This window comes from Nocardia aurantia, from assembly GCF_009604425.1.
GTDB lineage: Bacteria > Actinomycetota > Actinomycetes > Mycobacteriales > Mycobacteriaceae > Nocardia > Nocardia aurantia.
This window is the reverse complement of sequence record NZ_WEGI01000001.1, coordinates 463,594-481,359: the sequence shown is the minus strand read 5'-3', so window position 1 is coordinate 481,359 and position 17,766 is coordinate 463,594. Positions and strand designations below refer to the sequence as shown.

General features: G+C 70.2%; 9 protein-coding genes. 3 read left to right on the top strand and 6 right to left on the bottom strand.

The features are described 5' to 3' along the window. Positions 1–211 precede the first annotated feature (211 nt). The 3 genes from NRB56_RS02180 to NRB56_RS02170 all read right to left on the bottom strand — a co-directional run bounded on the left by NRB56_RS02180 (position 212) and on the right by NRB56_RS02170 (position 10,156). Positions 212–7,687 (bottom strand): non-ribosomal peptide synthetase, encoded by a 7,476-nt coding sequence (locus tag NRB56_RS02180; RefSeq protein WP_153338748.1) that lies wholly within the window; start codon positions 7,685–7,687, stop codon positions 212–214. A gap of 712 nt (positions 7,688–8,399) precedes the next feature. Further along, positions 8,400–9,383 carry a helix-turn-helix transcriptional regulator gene (locus NRB56_RS02175; RefSeq protein ID WP_227837066.1) on the bottom strand — a complete coding sequence of 328 codons (984 nt, stop codon included), beginning with the start codon at positions 9,381–9,383 and terminating at the stop codon, positions 8,400–8,402. 65 nt (positions 9,384–9,448) lie between these two features. Next, the gene (locus NRB56_RS02170; protein ID WP_153339027.1) at positions 9,449–10,156 is read right to left on the bottom strand and encodes a M23 family metallopeptidase; all 708 of its coding nucleotides are present in this window, start codon (positions 10,154–10,156) and stop codon (positions 9,449–9,451) included. A gap of 355 nt (positions 10,157–10,511) precedes the next feature. Here NRB56_RS02170 and NRB56_RS02165 point away from each other — a divergent pair, with 355 nt between their 5' ends. Both NRB56_RS02165 and NRB56_RS02160 read left to right on the top strand, forming a co-directional pair. Continuing rightward, positions 10,512–11,555, top strand: coding sequence for a nitronate monooxygenase (locus NRB56_RS02165; RefSeq protein ID WP_153338746.1), 1,044 nt, complete (start codon positions 10,512–10,514; stop codon positions 11,553–11,555). A gap of 57 nt (positions 11,556–11,612) precedes the next feature. After that, positions 11,613–12,005, top strand: coding sequence for an SCO5389 family protein (locus NRB56_RS02160; protein WP_153338745.1), 393 nt, complete (start codon positions 11,613–11,615; stop codon positions 12,003–12,005). Positions 12,006–12,029: 24 nt separating this feature from the next. Here the strand turns inward: NRB56_RS02160 and NRB56_RS02155 are convergent, their stop codons facing one another. The 3 genes from NRB56_RS02155 to NRB56_RS02145 all read right to left on the bottom strand — a co-directional run bounded on the left by NRB56_RS02155 (position 12,030) and on the right by NRB56_RS02145 (position 16,111). After that, entirely contained in the window at positions 12,030–12,872 is an 843-nt protein-coding gene (locus tag NRB56_RS02155; protein ID WP_227837065.1) for an SAM-dependent methyltransferase, read from the bottom strand. Between the two features lie 122 nt (positions 12,873–12,994). Next, on the bottom strand, positions 12,995–14,395 hold the full coding sequence (locus NRB56_RS02150) for an AMP-binding protein (RefSeq protein ID WP_153338744.1): 1,401 nt from the start codon (positions 14,393–14,395) through the stop codon (positions 12,995–12,997). An 81-nt stretch (positions 14,396–14,476) separates the two neighbouring features. Continuing rightward, a complete protein-coding gene (locus tag NRB56_RS02145; RefSeq protein ID WP_153338743.1) occupies positions 14,477–16,111 on the bottom strand; it encodes a long-chain fatty acid--CoA ligase in 1,635 nt (544 codons plus the stop codon). Between the two features lie 160 nt (positions 16,112–16,271). Here NRB56_RS02145 and NRB56_RS02140 point away from each other — a divergent pair, with 160 nt between their 5' ends. Beyond that, a complete protein-coding gene (locus NRB56_RS02140) occupies positions 16,272–17,756 on the top strand; it encodes a flavin-containing monooxygenase (protein WP_153338742.1) in 1,485 nt (494 codons plus the stop codon). The last annotated feature ends 10 nt before the right edge of the window (positions 17,757–17,766 follow it).

Here is a 17,766-nt window from a genome sequence, read left to right as displayed (position 1 = left end):
CGTGCGACCGCGCGAACCACCTCTATCTCACCCTGCCTGTCGTCGGTACCTGCGCCTCGCAGCGCCACCTGCATCCATCGCACGCGGCGGCAACTCTCGTTACCGCCGCGCTGACATGTCCGGACCGAGCGCGGCCCGATCCGGTACTGGCGACCATTATTGCCTGATACGGGCCCTGCTGGTCACCCCATAGCCCATCGACGCCGGTCGCTCAATGCTTCGCCGCCGCCCCGGGCAGCAGTTCGGCGAGTGTCACGACCGTCTCGGCGGCGCCGAATCCGTCCGGCGCCGCGCCCTGTTCGACGACCACCGCCAGCAGATCCGCCATCGGTTCCGGGTCGATCCGGGCCAGCCCGGCGGCGTCGGTGATCAGGTGGGTCACCCATTCGTCGCCCAGCGCCGCGCCGGTGGGCTCGGCCGGTCCGGCCACCACCGCCGCGCCCGCGGTGCCCGCCGCCACGAGTTCCAGCAGCAGGGCCGGGGATTCGGCGGGCCCGGTCCGGAAGGTGCGGGATTCGTAGGTGAGTTCGGTGCGGGCCCGCAGCCGATCGACCGCGCCGGCCAGATCGTCGTAGCCGAGCACCAGGTCGCCGCCGGCGTAGGCCGGATCGGCGCCGCGCAGCGCGCGCAGGCGATTGGCGTAGGTGACCGGACGGGCCGACTCCCCGGCGATCTCGGCGGCCACCGCCGGATCGTCGAGCGCCAGCCACGTGATGCCGTCACCGGCCGTCCGTGCCGCCACTGTGTGCACTCCCGGCCCCGCCCCTGTGTGCGTTCCCGGCGCCGCCGAGGTGTGCATTCCCGGCACCGCCGAGGTGTGCGTTCCCGGCACCGCCGAGGTGGTCAGGCCGACCCGGGCCGCCGGCTCGGACGCATCCGCGGCGACCACGGCGGCACCGGCTTTCAGTACCGCCCACACGGCCACGGCCGCGTCGGCGCCGCGGTCCAGCCGCAGTGCGATGCCGGTGCCGGGGCCGACGCCGCGGCCGATCAGCGCGCGGGCCAGCCGCGACGAGCGCGCGTCGAGCTGCTGATAGGTGACCGCGTCCTCGCCGTCGACGATCGCCGGGGCCTCCGGATCGTCCTCGACCGCCGCCGTCAGCGCCTGGGTCAGCGCGGTGCCGAGGGTGCTCGCGGTGTCGGCCCGCTCGGCCGCGACCGGGCCGCTCTCGCCGCCGTCGCGCAGTTCGATCGCGCCGATCTCGAGCTGCGGATCGGCCGCGACCGCGGTCAGGATCCGCTCGAACCGCTGCACCAGCGCGCGGATCGTGGACTCCTCGAAAAGGTCGGTGGCGTAAGTGAAGACGGTGATCAGCTCGTCCGCGCCGCCGTCGGCGGTGTGCCGCGGCTCCACCGTCACCTGCACATCGAATTTCGCCGCGACCGCGTCGGAATCCACTGCGGCGATGGTCAATCCGGGCAGTTCCAGCGTCGGCTGCTCGGTGTTCTGGAACGACAGCACCACCTGGAACAGCGGTGCGGCGGTGGCCGACCGGGCGCCGCCGCCGACCACCTCGGCCACCCGCTCGAACGGCAGGTCGGCGTGGGCGAAGGCGGAAAGGTCGGTCTCCCTTGCGGTCTCGACCAGCGCGTCGAACGTGTCGGCGGTCCGGACGGCGGTCCGCAGGGTGAGGGTGTTGACGAACATGCCGACCAGGTCGTCGAGCACCCGTTCGCCGCGACCGGCGATCGGGGTGCCGATCGCGATGTCGGCCGTGTTCGACTGCCGCGCCAGCAGGGCCGCCAGCGCCGCGTGCACCACCATGAACAGCGACGAATTGTGGTCGCGGGCAATCCGGATCAGGCCCTCGTGCACGGCCGCGGGCACCACCGAGCCGAGCGAAGCGCCGCGCATCGACGGCACGGCCGGCCGCGGCCGGTCCGGCCGCAGCACCGGACCGGTCGACAGTCCGGCCAGGGCGGTCCGCCAGAACCGCGATTGCGCTGCCGCGAGCGAGTTCTCGTCGTCCTCGCTGCCCATCACCGCGCGCTGCCACAGCGCGTAGTCGGCGTACTGCACTTCCAGTGGCGCCCAACCGGGTTCGCCGCCCTGCGTACGAGCGACGTAGGCGGTCACCAGATCCCGGGCCAGCGGCGCCATGGAGGCGCCGTCACCGGCGATGTGATGCACCACCAGGGCCAGCACGTGATCCGCGCCGGCCTCGTCGAGCCGGATCAGCGTGGCCCGCACCGGAACCGTGGTGGTGACGTCGAATCCGGTCGCCATCGACTCGGCGATCCGGGCGATCGGATCGGCCGCGGTCTGCACCGGCAGCCCGCCGGACAGCGCCTCGGCGGCCGGCAGGATCTCCTGGTACGGCAGCCCGCCCGTGCCGTCGGCCGGGTATCGGGTGCGCAGCACCTCGTGCCGTTCCACCACATCCGCGACCGCGGCCCGCAGCGCCGGCACGTCGAGCGTGCCGGTGAGCCGGATCGCCAGCGGGATGTTGTAGGCGGGCGATTGCGGATCGAGCTGGTTGATCACCCACATCCGCTGCTGCGCGAGCGACAACGGGATCCGCGCCCGCTCGGCGACATCCGCCGGCCGTCGCACCGCGGTGAGCTTCGGCCGCACCGCACCGGCCGCCGCGCCCGGCACGATCCGGGCCGCCAGCGCCGCGACCGTCGACGCCTCGAACAGTTCGCGCACCGCGAGGTGCGTGTCCAGGGCCTCGTTGATCCGGGCCACCGCGCGGGTGGCCAGCAGCGAATTGCCGCCGAGCGCGAAGAAGTCGTCGTCGAGCCCGACCCCGGGCCCGGCGTCGGCGCCGCGCAGCAGCCCCGCGAACACGTCGGCCACCGCCTGCTCGATCGGGGTGCCCGGCGCCCGGTAGCCCGCCGAACCGGCGAATTCCGGCGCGGGCAGCGCCTTCCGGTCCAGCTTCCCGTTCGGGGTCAGCGGCAGCGCGTCCAGCACCACGATCACGTCGGGAACCATGTAGCCGGTGAGGAATTCGCCGACCGCCGCGCGGAGCGCCACCGGGTCCGGAGCGCCACCGGCCGCCGGATCCGGCGACGTGTTGGCCTCGCCGACAACGTAACCCACCAGCCGATCGCCGGCGTGCTCGTCGGCACGGACCACGGCCACCGCCTGGCTGACGCCCGCACAGGCCAGCAGCGCGGCCTCGACCTCGCCGAGCTCGATCCGGAAGCCGCGCAACTGCACCTGCTGGTCGCTGCGACCGGCGTACTCCAGGGTCGCCTCGCCGCCGAAACCGGCCCAGCGGCCGACGTCGCCGGAACGGTACATCCGGGAACCGGGCTCGCCGAACGGATTCGCCACGAATCGTGCCGCGGTGAGACCCGGCCGGCCCAGGTAACCACGGGACAGCTGCGCGCCCGCCACGTACAGCTCACCGGCCACACCGACCGGCGCGGGATGGGCGCGGTCGTCGAGCACGTAGGTGTCGAGGCCGGGCAGCGCGCGGCCGATGACACTGGCCGGATGTTCGGCCAGCGACTCGTCCAGGGCCAGGAACGACACGTGCACCGTGGTCTCGGTGATGCCGTACATGTTGACCAGCCGTGGCGCGTCCACGCCGTGCCGGTCGTACCAGCGTTGCAGCTGGCGCAGATCCAGCGCCTCGCCGCCGAAGATGACGTAGCGCAACGCGAACTTGCCCGCGCCGGCCACGCCGTCGCCGGCCGACGAGGTCGCGCGATCGACCTCGGCGAGCTGGTAGAACGCCGACGGCGTCTGGTTCAGCACCGTGACCTGTTCGCGAACCAGCAACTCCCGGAACAGTTCCGGCGAGCGTGAAGTCAGGTAGTCGACGACCACCACCGCGCCGCCGTTGGCCAGCGCGCACCACAGTTCCCAGACCGAGAAGTCGAAGGCGAAGGAGTGGAACAACGTCCACACGTCGGTCTCGTCGAAGTCGAAGCGCAACTGGGTGTTCGCGAACAGTTCCAGCACATTGCGATGGCTCACGCCGACGCCCTTGGGCACGCCGGTGGAGCCGGAGGTGTAGATGACGTAGGCCAGGTTCTCCGGGCGCAGCGGCGCGATCCGGTCGGCGTCGGTCACCGCGCCGCCGGGGCCGTCGCCGAGTTCGTCGAGCAGCACCACCGGAATGTCGGTGGCGGGCAACGAATCCCGGCCCTCGGCGGTGGTCAGCACGCAGGCCGGCGCCGCGTCGGCGAGCATGAACTCGAGCCGCTGCGCCGGGTAGGTGGTGTCGACCGGCAGATAACCCGCGCCCGCGACCAAGACGCCGAGCAGCGCCGCCGGCAGCTGTTCGGTGCGCGGAACGGCCACTGCCACCAGCGATTCCGGGCCCACGCCGCGCGCGATCAGCGCCCGCGCGATCCGGTCGGCGCGTTGCTGCAGTTCGCCGAACGTGACGGTGGTGTCGCCGTAACGGACCGCCACCGCGGCCGGACGGCGCCGGGCCTGGGTGCCGATCAAGTCGACCAGCGTCACCGGCGGCACCTTCACGCCGGGCGAATTCCATTCGTGCAGAACCAGTTCCCGCTCGCCGGGCGCCAGCAGATCGATATCGCCCACGGCCGCTTCGGGTTTCGTCACCACGGCGGCCAGCAACCGGCCGAACCGTTCGGCGAAGTCGGCCACGGTGATGCCGTCGTACAGGTCGGTGGCGTAGGTGAACGCCGCCGACAGCCCGCGCGCGCCGCCGCGATCGTCGGTGCGCTCGGCGACCGCCAGTTGCAGGTCGAACTTGGCCAGCGGCACTGCCAGATCCACGGCCGAGACGGCCAGGCCGGGCAGTTCCAGCCGGGGCGCGCTGAGGTTCTGGAAGGTGAGCATCACCTGGAACAGCGGATGCCGGGCCGCCGAGCGCGCCGGATCCAGCAGTTCCACCAGCCGCTCGAACGGCACGTCCGCGTGCCCGAACGCCTCGACGTCGCCGCGGCGCACCCGCGCCAGCAGGTCCTCGAAGCTCGCCCCCGGCTCGACGGCGGTCCGCAGCACCAGGGTGTTGACGAACATGCCGATCAGATTGTCCAGTGCCGCGTCGCCACGACCGGCGACCGGGGTGCCGACGGCGATGTCGCGGGTGCCCGACAGCCGCGCCAGCAGGACCGCCAGCGCCGCGTGCAGCACCATGAACAGCGTCGAATTGTTCCGGTGCGCGAGCTCGTTCAGGCCGGAATGCACCTCGGCCGGAATCTCGAAGTCGACGGTCGCGCCGCGGTTGGTGGCCACCGCCGGGCGGACCCGATCGGTCGGCAGGTCCAATTGCTCCGGCAGCGCGGCCAATTCGCGCTGCCAGAAGGCGATCTGCTGGCCCAGCAAGGATTCCGGATCGTCCTCGGCGCCGAGGGTCTCCCGCTGCCACAGCGCATAGTCGGCGTACTGCACCGCCGGCGGGGCCCACTCCGGCGCGCCGCCGCGCAGCCGATCCAGGTAGGCGGTCATCAGGTCCCGGGTCAGCGGCGCCATCGAGAAGCCGTCGCCCGCGATGTGGTGCACCACGCAGACCAGCACGTGATCGGCCTCGCCGAGCCGGATCGCGCGCAGCCGCAGCGGCGGGGTCGCGGTCACGTCGAAACCCTCGGTCACCGCCTCGGCGATCACGCTGGGCAATTCCGCGTCGGTACCGTCGATCACCGGAAGTTCCGGCACCGCACGCGGATCCGACAGCGGCAGCACCAGCTGGTATCCGTCCCCGTCCAGATCCGGATACACCGTGCGCAATACCTCGTGCCGCTGCACCAGATCCCGCACCGCCGCCCGCAGCGCGGCCAGGTCCAGTCGTCCGGTCAGCCGCACCGCGACCGGGATGTTGTTGACCCCGCCCGCGGGGTCGAAGCGGTTCAGGAACCACATCCGCTGCTGCGCGTAGGACAACGGAATCCGCTCGGGCCGCGGCATCGGCCGCAGCTGCTGCCCGGCCCCGGCGCCGGCGTGCCGCTCCACCCGCTGGGCCAGCGCGGCCACCGTGGGGGTCTCGAACAGCGTCTGCACCGGCACCCGCGCGCCCAGCGCGGCGCCGATCCGCGCGGCGGCCTGCGCCGCCAGCAGCGAATTGCCGCCCAGTTCGAAGAAGTCGTCGTCGGCGCCGACCCGCGCCTCGTCCTCACCGAGCAACAGGGCCGCGAACACATCCGCGACGATCTCCTCGACGGGGGTGGACGGCGCCCGGAACTCGCGCACCGCGAACCGCGGCTGCGGCAGCCGGGCCCGGTCCAGCTTGCCGACCGGGGTCAGCGGGATCTCGTCCAGCGTCATGATCGATGCCGGAATCATGTACGCCGGCAACGTTTCCGCGAGGAAGTCGGTCAGTGCGGCGATGTTCACCACCGCGTCCGGGCGCGGCAGCACGTACGACACCAGAGCGGTGGCGCCGGAGGGCAACTGCCGTCCGATGGTCACCGCGTAGTCGAGGTCGGGATGTGCCGTGAGGGCATTGTCGATCTCGCCCAGCTCGATTCGGAAACCCCGGATCTTGACCTGGAAGTCGGAGCGGCCGAGATATTCGATGGTGCCGTCGGATTCGTTGCGGCGCACCAGGTCACCGGTGCGGTACAGCCGCGCGCCGGGCTCGAAGGGGGACGCGACGAATCGCTCCGCGGTCAGGCCGGGCCGATTCAGATAGCCCTGTGCCAGTGCCGGTCCCGCCAGATACAGTTCGCCGACCACACCCGCGGGCACCGGCCGCAGCCGGCCGTCCAGTACGAAGGCGCCGACGCCCGGGACCGCGGTGCCGATGGTGATCGGCGTGTCCCCGGCCAGCGGCGCGGTGGAGGTGGCCAGGATGGTCGCCTCGGTGGGGCCGTAGCCGTTGTGGAACAGCCGCCCGTCCCGGGCCCAGCGGGCCACCAGTTCCGGGCCGAACTTGTCGCCGGCGACGACCACCACGCGCAGGTCGGGCAGTCCGGCCGGATCCACCGATTCCAGCGCGCCGGGGGTGATCAGCATGTGCGACACCCGTTCGCGCCGCAGCAGATCCGCCAGTTCGAAGCCGCCGAACACCGACGGCGGCGACACCACCAGCGTCGCGCCGGCCGAGAAGGTCAGCAGCAGCTCCAGCACCGAGACGTCGAAGTTCGGCGAGCAGACATGCAGCACACGGGAATTCGCGTCGACCCGGTAGTGCTCGCGCTCCGCGGCGACCAGACCGCCCAGACCGGTGTGGGTGACCACCACGCCCTTGGGCCGTCCGGTCGAACCGGAGGTGTAGATGACATAGGCCGGATGCTGCTCGGTCACCGGGCGCGCGCGGTCCGCGTAGGAGATCGGATGCGCCGGACGGGCCGCGATCGACGCGCGGGTGGCGTCGTCGTCGAGCACCAGCCACGGCACGCCGTCGCCGAGCCCGTGCCGGTACGCGCCGGTGGTGAGGCCCAGTACCGCACCGGAATCGGTGACGATGTGCGCGATCCGGTCCACGGGATACGCGGGATCCACCGGGACGTAGGCGGCGCCGGTCTTCGCGACGGACCAGACCGCGAGCACGGACTCGAGGGAGCGGGCGATGCCGATCGCGACCACGTCCCCGGCGCCGACGCCCCGGGCGATCAGCTCCCGGGCCACCCGCGACGAGGCCTCGTCCAGCTCTCGATAGGTAAGCTCACAAACGGCTCCGGGGCTCCCGGCATCCGCGTAGCGAACGGCCACCGAGTCGGCCGCGGACTCGACCGCGGCGGTGAGCAGCTGCCCGAACAGCGGAATGCTCGACCGGCGACGACGATTTCCGCGAGCAGAACGACCGGCGGTTTCCATCCGTGTGCTTCACCTCTCGACCTGATCGAACGATCACCGCGGCGTTGTCCGCCGGCACCGGGTTTCCCCGGCCGACCGTTCGGGTAACGACCAACGTACGCAGTTCCCGACGACCCCCGAAGTCCATACGTCAGTCCACAAGTGCTCCGATATCGTGAGTAGCCAACCAGTCCCTGCCCGACACATGGACATCGGCATGCGGGATCCGAGCAGGGGTACGGGCTGCGCACGATTCGGCGCCTCGCATCTGCTCGTCACACCACAAGCCGCGATGCGTCCAGCGGACTGTCCGGACAGTACATGCCCGTTCAACCGCTGTCACATGCCGGTGTCCGACCTGCCGCGACATTCGAATCATCCATCGTCGGCGACACCGTGAGGCGTTACCCCGAGTACGGTACGGCGCCGTGATCTACATCACGACGAGCGTAGCGCGGACCACCACCACCGGGTCGGCTCCCCGGTCCAGCCGGAGCGGGACGCCGGCCCCCGGGCCGACGCCACGGTCGATCAGCGAGCGGGCCGGCCGCGACGCCACGGTCGATCAGCGACCGGGCCGGCCGCGACGCCCGCACGGCCGGTTCGGCGTAGTCGAGCACGCCGCCGGTCGCGAGTACCGGGGACGGCCGGGATCACCGTCGGCGAGCTCGTAGAGCCGGCACGACAGGGTGGTACCGCCCGCGGCCCGGCGAATCGCCGGACTCGCCACCCCCTACAGCCAGCCCCGCCGCATCGCCTGCACGCCGGCCTGGAACCGGGTACTCGCCCCCAGCCGCTCGAGCAGGGCCGCGGTGCGCCGCACCACGGTCCGCCGGGACATGCCCAGCCGCCGCGCGATCGTGTCGTCGGTGGCGCCCAGACCCATCAGCGTGAGGATCGCGCGATCCCGTTCCTCCAGCGGCTCGTTCGGGTTGACCGAGATCGGCGCGGCCATCGCGAAGAGCACGTCGAAGGTGTGGATCAGCAGGTCCAGCATCGGCGAGGCGCCGACCCGGATGCCGATCGGATCGCCGCGGCGCTCGTCGTGGTGCAGCATCAGCGCCGCCCGCTCGCCGTCGGCGATGATCACCTTCAGCGGCGGATCCGGCAGGGTACGGGCCTGTGCCCCGGCCGAATTGGTGGACAGCGCGAACCGCAGCCGGTCAGCGTCCTGATAGATGTTGTCCTGATAGAGCGTCTGATAACGGACGCCGGAGGCGATCCGCGCCGATTTCAGTTCGAACAGCCGCTCCGCCCGCTCGCCCTCGCAGAGGAACGGGCCGCGTTCCACCAGCCGCACGCCGCTACGCGCGGACTGCTGTAATTCCTCGAATTCGGCCACCATGTCCCGGATCTCGTAGATCGGGGCGGTCGTGCCCGCACCGCGCGACGAACGCCGCACCGAGCGGAAGGTCTCGCCGAGCCGGGCCGCGGCCGCGTGCATCCGGGCGATCTCCTGTTGCCGGCGCCGGGATTCCGCCTCCGACAACACTTCCGGCGCATGCGCATCCCAGACGGCGACGCCGTTGGTATCGATGCGCACTACGGCCTGCATCTCGCACAATGCCTCGAGCGAGGCGGCGACGGCGGTGGTGGGGCGGTCCAGATGGGCCGCCAATTCCGCTAGCGTGGATCGCGGATGTGCCACCAGCGCCGCGTAGGTGCGCCCGTGCGGGGAATCATGCTCGAACAGCTGTTGAAAACTCGTCAAACTCATCGAACCGTTCGTCGTCATCAGACTGTGCTGCTGACGGACGGCTACTCCGATTCCCACCATTGTCTTTATTCCTGTCCGGGACCCCATTGCTGTTGCGAGAGAACAACCCCCCGAGCCGCGAGGTACGGCTGCGGATCGATCCGGGAACCATCGGGATCCCAGATCTCCAAGTGCAGATGCGGTCCGGTCGAATCGCCGCGGTTGCCGACGGTGGCGATCACATCGCCCGCGTGCACCCGCTGCCCGACCTGGGCCATGATCTCGTTGACGTGCCCGTAGACGGCGGTCGTGCCGTCGTCGTGCTGCACGCGGACCCACAAGCCGAATCCGGAGGCGGGCCCGGCGTCGATCACCGTGCCGTTCTCGACGGAATGAATCGGGCTACCGATCGAATCGGCGAAATCGACACCGTAGTGGAAAGCGCCCCAACGGGATCCGTATCCCGAGGTCATCACACCGGCGACCGGCCGCACGGTGGCCGCCGGAACCGCTTGCTGCTGCAGGTTTTTGATGACCTGTTCGGCCTGGGCCAGCGGGCCCGCGACCTCGGGCGGCAGATTCTGCAGCCCGAAGGGACTCGGCTCCGCCGCCGGGTCGGCCGTGAGATCGGTTGCGGCATCGGCGATCTCGCTCGCCTGCGGGACGGCGACCGGCTGCGCCGCGGTGGCCGGCTCCACGGTGTCGGCGTCGTAATTGGACAGCGGTGCGGCCTGTGCGATCTGCGCGGCGGTGCCGATCAGCGCACCCGCCGCCACCGCGGCGCCGGCGGCCATCCGCATGCGGTCGCCCGGCCGCGATTCGGGACGGCGACGCGGACTCCGACCGGCTCCACCCTCGGCACGCAGGTCCTCCAACAATTCCTTCACGGATACGGAACTCGCTGTAACACGGTGCTGCGGCAAGGCTCGTCCTAGCGTCGGTCAAACTCGGTCTGCTGCCGAATCTCGAATCCCTCAGGGGGATCAGCGATCCAAACTCAGGATTCGATAACGATTCGGCATCCGCTGTGACAGAAACTGTACTCTGTCGTGACCATTTCGCAACCTTCTGAAATAACGGCAGGTAGGAGCGGAATCGCGCCCCGTGGCGGTGCCCTAGCAGGCAATCCGCCGGAGTAACACTGTGGGCATGATCCTCGATGATGTCCGGATTCCGATCGTGCTGTCGCCGATGGCGGGTGGCCCGTCCACCCCGGAACTGGCCGTGGCGGTGTCCGACGCCGGCGGGCTCGGTTTCCTCGCCGCCGGCTACCTCGACGCCGCCGAGATGTCACGGCGCGTCGCCCGGGTCCGGGCGGCGACCGCCGCACCGTTCGGGGTCAACCTGTTCGTTCCCGGCACGCCCACGCCGCCGGAGCAATACGCCGGCTACCTCGACCGGCTGGGCCGCGAATTCCCGCTCGGCGAGGCACGATTCGAGACCGACGACTGGGCCGCCAAACTCGACGCGCTCGTCGCCGAGCCGGTCCCGGTGGCCTCGTTCGCCTTCGGCAGCCCGTCCGCGGCGGAGATAGGCCGGCTGCACGCGGCCGGCACCGAGGTGTGGGTGACGGTGACCGCGGTCGGGGAGGCCCGGCTCGCGATCGAGGCCGGGGCCGACGTACTGGTGGCCCAGGGCGCCGAGGCCGGCGGGCACCGCGCGGGTTTCACCGACGATCCCGCCGCCGACGATCGCGACCCGTTGTCGACCCTGGCACTGCTGCAACTACTCACCGCGGCGGTGGATCGGCCGGTCGTCGCCGCCGGCGGCATCGCCACCGGCGCCGGGATCGCCGCCGTGCTCGCCGCCGGCGCCGCCGCCGCCCAACTCGGCACCGCCTTCCTGCGCTGCCCCGAGGCCGGTACGGTGCCGGCGCACCGCGAAGCGCTCGTACGGGACATCCCGACGATGCTCACGCGCGCATTCACCGGCCGCCGGGCGCGCGGCCTGCGCAACGATTTCATCGTCGGACACCCCAGCGCGCCGTCCGCGTATCCCGAGATCCACTACGCGACCGGACCGTTGCGACAGTCCGCCCGGGCCGCCGGTGATGCCGGAAACATCAACATGTGGTCCGGACAGACCCACACCCTCATCACCGACGCACCCGCCGGCGAGCTGGTGGCCCGGCTCGCGCGCGAAACGAAAGATGCTCTGGAAGCGGCACTTTCACGACGGTTCCAGTCTTGTTGACAACGTTTTTCGTTTAGAATCGAGTGACATCATCCGCCATCCCACAAGGAGAGCGTTATGTCACTGGACGTTCCATCCGCGCTGCTCGAACGTGCCGAACGCGGTGAGGTCTCGGACGACGAATTCGTCGACTGCGTCCGCAGCTCACTGCCCTACGCCTACGAAGTGGTCAGCCGCGTCGTGTCCGAATTGCATTCGGGCACGGACGAATACGCGGACAACCTGGTGGCCCCGCCGGACGAGGCGGCCCGCGGCCAGCTGTTGCGGGCCCTGGCCTCCGACGCCATCCGCGGCGGTCTGGAGCGGCACTTCGGTGTGAAACTCGCCTTCCAGAACTGTCATCGGGTCGCGGCCTTCCCCCTGAGCTCGGTCGGCAACGACACCTACTCCACCTTCATCTCCACCCGGGCCCAGCTGCTGAACCAGAGCCCGGAACTGCGCAACTGCTGACGAACCCGTCCTGACGGGACACGTTCAGCGCTTGCGGCCGACGCCCGCCCAGAGCAGTGCGGAGTCGGCCGCACCCGCGAGGTCGACCTCGGTGGTACCGGCCAGATCCGGCCGCCAGCCCGACACCGGCGCGATGCCCGGGGCCACCAATTCCGTTCCGGCGAACAGACTCTCGAACTCGGCGCGACTGCGCGCGCACTGGTTCACGCCGCTGCGCTTCCCCAGTTCGACGATGCGCAGCACGCCCCGGAGATTCGTGTCACCGGTCAAATGGGTGATCACCACACAACTTCCGGGCGGCACCGCGTCCAGCAGGCGCGCGACGATCGCCTGCGGCCCATCCTTGTCCAGGATGTACATCATGATGGCGACCAGCATGATCGCCACCGGCCGTTCGAGATCCAGATTCGCGGTGAGGCACGGGTCGGCGAGGATCGTCTCCGGATCCCGCAGATCCGCGTGGATGAACGAGGTCCGCCCCTGCGGCGTGCCCTTCAGCAACGCCCGCGCGTGCACCATCACGATCGGATCGTGATCCACGTAGACCACCCGGGCCGCCGGATCCAGCGCCTGGGCCACCTCGTGCGTATTGCCGGCGGACGGAATCCCGGTACCGATGTCGAGGAACTGCGTGATCCCCAATTCCCCCACCAGACAACGCACCGCACGCCCGAGAAAGGCGCGATTCGCCCGCGCGGCGATCTGGACGTCCGGTACGTCGGCGATGATCGCGTCCCCGAGATTGCGATCGGGTGGGTAGTGGTCGCGGCCGCCCAGCAGATAGTCGTACACCCGGGCCGGGTGCGGCACCGAGACGTCGACCTTCGTCGACAACCGGGATTCGGCCCCGGTTCGGCTGTCCGACATCGCTTTCCTCTTCGCCGCAGGTCGTGGAACAGAGTATTCGGTCCAGCCGGCTTCGGGCAGGGATTCGGCCGATCGGATACCCACGGCCGAATCCCGCCTTCCAGGACATTCGGCGGCGAAGTCTACCTGCGCGAATCCTCCGGGACGGCGGTATTGCCCGAGCCCGTGACCCCGGCGGCCCGGCCGTCCACGAAAAGCCGTCCGGCGGCGTCGAAGCGGCCGAGATCGCCGGTGGGCACCAGCCGATCGTCCCCCGCCGGGACGGTATTCCCGGCCAGAATGGCGCCGCTGGTACCGGTGGGCACCGTGTCCCCGGCCTCGTCGACGATCCGCACCACCGTGCCGAGCAGCGGCCTACCGGCACAACGAGGTTCGGCCGCCAGATCGGCGGGCGTGGCAACAGCGACACACCCGGCCGCCGTGGATCCGTACACGTGATACAGCACCGAGCCGAGCCGATGAGCGGTGCGCCGGCACAGATCACCACCGAGCCGCGACCCACCGACCAGCACCACCCGCAAGGCGGACAGATCGCTCTCGGTGAACGACAAGGGGTCCAGATCGGTGAGCCGCGACAACATCACCGGCGCCACGATCAGCGCGGTGGCCCGATTGCGGGCCATGCTGTCGAGCACCCGGCGCGGCTCGAACCGGCGGCGGATCACCAGCGTCGACCCCAGGCCGACGGACACCAGCGCCATCGCGAAACCCAGCGAATGGAACAGCGGCACCGGACATTCCGTGACCTCGCGGGCCCGCAGCGGCACCCGGCTCAGCAACGCCCCCAGCGGCCGCAACGACCACGCCTGCGCCCCGGCCGCGACAACACCGTTCGGCAACACCACCCGCGCCAGCTCCGCGGGCACCGGCGGCGGCTCGGAAGACCCCGCGGCGACGAGGGTTTCGAGACTGCGCAGATGAGGCGAATCGGTCCAGGCCCGATACGCCCCGCGACGCGGGCTGAGCGTGCCGAGCGCCGCCTCGAACTCCTGGTCGTACACGAGCAGATCCATCCCGTCCCGCTCCGCGATCTCGGCCAGCCGAGGCGCCGCGAAATCGGGATTCAGCAACAGGATTCGCGTCCCGCACTTGGCGGCGGCGAACAACGCGTCGAACAGCCCGCGATGATTGCGGACCAGCAGCGCGACCGTCTCCCCCGCGCGCAGCCCGCGCGTGCGCCACTCGTTGGCCAGCCGATTGGACCGATCGTCGACCTCGGCGTAACTCAACGCCCCCGACTCGTCGATCAACGCCGCCCGGCCACCACACCGCTGCGCCGAAAAACTCAGCGCCGCAACCAAACTCCCATACCGGAACAGGGCATTGGCAGCCGCCGGATAGGCCCCCACCGAACGCGGCCCGACCAGTCCCGCGACCGCGCACAGTCGAAGATATTCGGCCTCGGCCCAGGCCCGCCGGCCCAGCGCCCGCACCAGGCTCACCAGCGCCCCCGGATCGCTCACGCCGGGCGTGCCCGGGAAGCCTCCGCGGGGTCGCTCCGCCTCCGGCCCCTGACCGCTCACGCCGGTAACTCCTTCCCCCACGCCGCCGATGGCGGGACGGGGCCCAGGGTAACCGCCCCCGGCCCGTCCCGCCCGCGGCCGTCAGAGCTTCACGACCTCCAGGTCCCCATCCGCGTACCGCGCCCGCAGCCGCTTCTTGTCGAACTTGCCGACACTGGTCTTGGGAACCTCGTCGATGAACGTCCAATATTCCGGCAGCTGCCATTTCGCGAACTTGTCGGCCAGGAACTCCCGCAACTCCGCGGGCTCCGCGGTGACACCCTCCTTGAGCACGACCGCGACCAGCGGCCGCTCGTCCCACTTCGCGTCCGGGATCCCGATCACCGAGGCCTCGGCCACGGCGGGATGCCCGAGGATGGCGTTCTCCAGATCGACCGACGAGATCCACTCACCGCCGGACTTGATCACGTCCTTCGTCCGATCCACCAGCGTGAGATACCCGTTCGGCGTGATCTTGCCGACGTCACCGGTCCGCAGCCACCCGTCGTCGAATTTGTCCGGATCGACCTCCTTGCCGTCCGGCGAGTAATACGACCCGGTGATCCAAGGCCCGCGAACCTCCAACTCCCCCACGGCTTTACCGTCGTTGGGCAGCACCGCCCCGTCGTCACCGACCAGCCGGGCCCGCACCGAGGCCGGGAACAACCCCTGGCTGTACCGGTACTCCCACTCCTCCTCCACCGGCACCCCGGTAGGCGGATGCGAGACGCTACCCAGCGGCGACGTCTCGGTCATCCCCCACGCGTGCAGCAACCGCACCCCGTACTTCTCCTGGAAGGCGTGCATCATCGCCGGCGGCAACGCCGACCCGCCGACCACCACCGTCCGCAAATGGGCGATGTCCTGCGGCGCCGCGTCCAGCTGAGCCAGCACCCCACCCCAGATGGTCGGCACCGCGGCCGCGAAGGTGGGCCGCTGCGCCGCCATCATCTGCAACAGTGGTCCCGGCTGCAGGAACCGATCGGGCATCAGCACATCGGCGCCGGACATCATCGCGGCATACGGCAGCCCCCACGCGTTGGCGTGGAACAACGGCACGATCGCGAGCACATGATCCGCGGCGGTGAACCCCATCCCGTTCGGCGAGATCACCTGCATGGCGTGCAGCCAATTGGACCGATGCGAATACACCACCCCCTTCGGGTCCCCCGTGGTCCCCGACGTGTAGCACATCCCCGCGGCCGACCGCTCGTCGAGAATCGGGAAGTCGTACTCGGTGGGCTGCCCACCGAGCAGCTCACCCCAGGCGTGCACGGTCACCCCCTCCGGCGCCTGCACGGTCGCCGGATCCCCGTTGACGACGATGACGTCCCGCACCGTCCGCAACGCCGGCAGGTACTGGTTGAACATCGGAACCAGCGACCCGTCCACGACGACCACCCGATCCTCGGCATGGTTCGCGACGTACACCAGCTGCTCCGGGAACAACCGGATATTGAGCGCGTGCAGCACCGCACCCATCGCGGGCACCGCCGCGTACACGCACATGTGCTCGTTGTTGTTCCACATGAACGTGCCGACCCGATCACCGACACCGATGCCCAAACCCCGCAACGCGTGCGCCAGCTGCGCGCCCAGCGCCCCCAGCTCGCGATAGGTGATGGTGCGAACCCCGTCCCCGGTCCAGGTCGAGACCGTGGAGTCCCCCTGGAACGTGGCGGCGTACCGCAACAGGGTCGCCAGCGACAGCTGCTCGTCCTGCATCGTGCTCAACATGCGTGTCAGTCCTCCTTCGGTCCGGCTCCCCATCGAGTGAAACCGGTCACATCCGGCGAGAATAGTCGAAGCTCCGGTCGGACAGGAGACTGGCCGGAAATATCGATCGGTGGCCCCGGATCTCTTCGGAAGCCCGGGTCACGGGCCTACCCTTCGAAACATGAGCACCACCCCCTCCATCCTGATCATCGGCGCCGGCTTCGCCGGCCTCGGCATGGCCCTGGAACTGCGCCGAGCGGGCATCGACAGTTTCACGATCGTCGAGCGCGCGGCGGACCTCGGCGGGGTGTGGCGCGAGAACACCTACCCCGGCGCCGCCTGCGACGTCCCCTCCCCCCTGTACTCGTGGTCCTTCGCCCCGAGAACCGATTGGCCGAGGCGCTTTTCGCAGCAACGCGACATCCACGACTACATCCGAAGCGTGGCAACGGAATACGACCTGGTCTCCCGAATCCGCTTCGGCACGGAGGTGACGGACGCGGAATTCGATGAGCCCCACAGTGTCTGGAAGATCCGAACCGCCACCGGCAAAACCCTCACCGCCGACATCCTGATCCCCGCCGTGGGCCAGCTCTCCCGCCCCGCCCTCCCCAATATCCCTGGCGTAGGCACCTTCTCGGGCCCGGCATTCCACTCGGCGGAGTGGAACCACGAGGTAGACCTCACCGGCAAACGAGTAGCCTGCATAGGCACGGGAGCCAGTGCGATCCAATACATTCCGCAGATCCAGCCACTGGCGGGCCACCTGACCCTCTTCCAGCGCTCCGCCGCCTGGATCCTCCCGAAATTCGACACCGAATACACCCCACGCCACCACAAGATGTTCCGCCGCTTCCCCCTCACCCGCCTGGCCGAACGCTTCGCGATCTGGCTGTTCTTCGAAGTGATGGCCCTGGCCCTCACGGACATGCCCTGGCTCCGAAACCCCGTGGTGGCCATCGCGAACCGCTACCGAGCCAGCCAGGTCCCCGACCCGGAACTCCGCGCCAAACTGACCCCCGACTACGAACCCGGCTGCAAACGCGCCCTCTTCTCCAACGACTACTTCCCCGCCCTGACCCAGCCCAACGTCACGGTGGAAACGACCGCGGTCGAAGCGATCACCCCCACCGGCCTCCGCACCGCCGACGGCGTCGACCACGAGGTGGACGTGATCATCTACGGCACCGGCTTCAAGGGCACCGAATTCCTCGCCCCCATGACCGTCTCCGGCGCCGCCGGCCGCAAACTCGCCGACGTCTGGTCCCCCGAAGGCGCCCGCGCCTACCTGGGCATGTCCGTCCCCGGCTTCCCGAACATGTTCCTGATGTACGGCCCCAACACCAACGTCGGCTCCGGCTCCATCATCTACATGCTGGAAGCCCAGGCCCGCTACATCCGTCAGGCCGTTGATTACCTGTCCACCCACCCCCGGACATCGCTCGCCGCCCGCCCCACCGCGGAACAGTCCTGGGACGACTGGCTCCAACCCCGCCTGGCCCGAACCCCCTGGAACCTCTGCGCCAGCTGGTACCGCAACGCCTCCGGCCGAATCACCAACAACTGGCCCGGCGCCACCGTCCTCTTCCGCCGCAAAACCCGCCGCTTCGACCCCACGGCCTACGACACCTACCCCGCCACCGCCCCAGCCGACCTGCCGCTGTAGCCCCCGCCGA

What these genes read in the sequence shown, in the direction of transcription:
- NRB56_RS02160 (WP_153338745.1), top strand. Translation starts at nt 11,613, where the DNA reads ATGTCACTGGACGTTCCATCCGCGCTGCTCGAACGTGCCGAACGCGGT.
- NRB56_RS02155 (WP_227837065.1), bottom strand. Translation starts at nt 12,872, where the DNA reads ATGTCGGACAGCCGAACCGGGGCCGAATCCCGGTTGTCGACGAAGGTC.
- NRB56_RS02170 (WP_153339027.1), bottom strand. Translation starts at nt 10,156, where the DNA reads ATGGCCGCCGGCGCCGCGGTGGCGGCGGGTGCGCTGATCGGCACCGCC.
- NRB56_RS02180 (WP_153338748.1), bottom strand. Translation starts at nt 7,687, where the DNA reads ATGGAAACCGCCGGTCGTTCTGCTCGCGGAAATCGTCGTCGCCGGTCG.
- NRB56_RS02165 (WP_153338746.1), top strand. Translation starts at nt 10,512, where the DNA reads ATGATCCTCGATGATGTCCGGATTCCGATCGTGCTGTCGCCGATGGCG.
- NRB56_RS02145 (WP_153338743.1), bottom strand. Translation starts at nt 16,111, where the DNA reads ATGTTGAGCACGATGCAGGACGAGCAGCTGTCGCTGGCGACCCTGTTG.
- NRB56_RS02175 (WP_227837066.1), bottom strand. Translation starts at nt 9,383, where the DNA reads ATGAGTTTGACGAGTTTTCAACAGCTGTTCGAGCATGATTCCCCGCAC.
- NRB56_RS02140 (WP_153338742.1), top strand. Translation starts at nt 16,272, where the DNA reads ATGAGCACCACCCCCTCCATCCTGATCATCGGCGCCGGCTTCGCCGGC.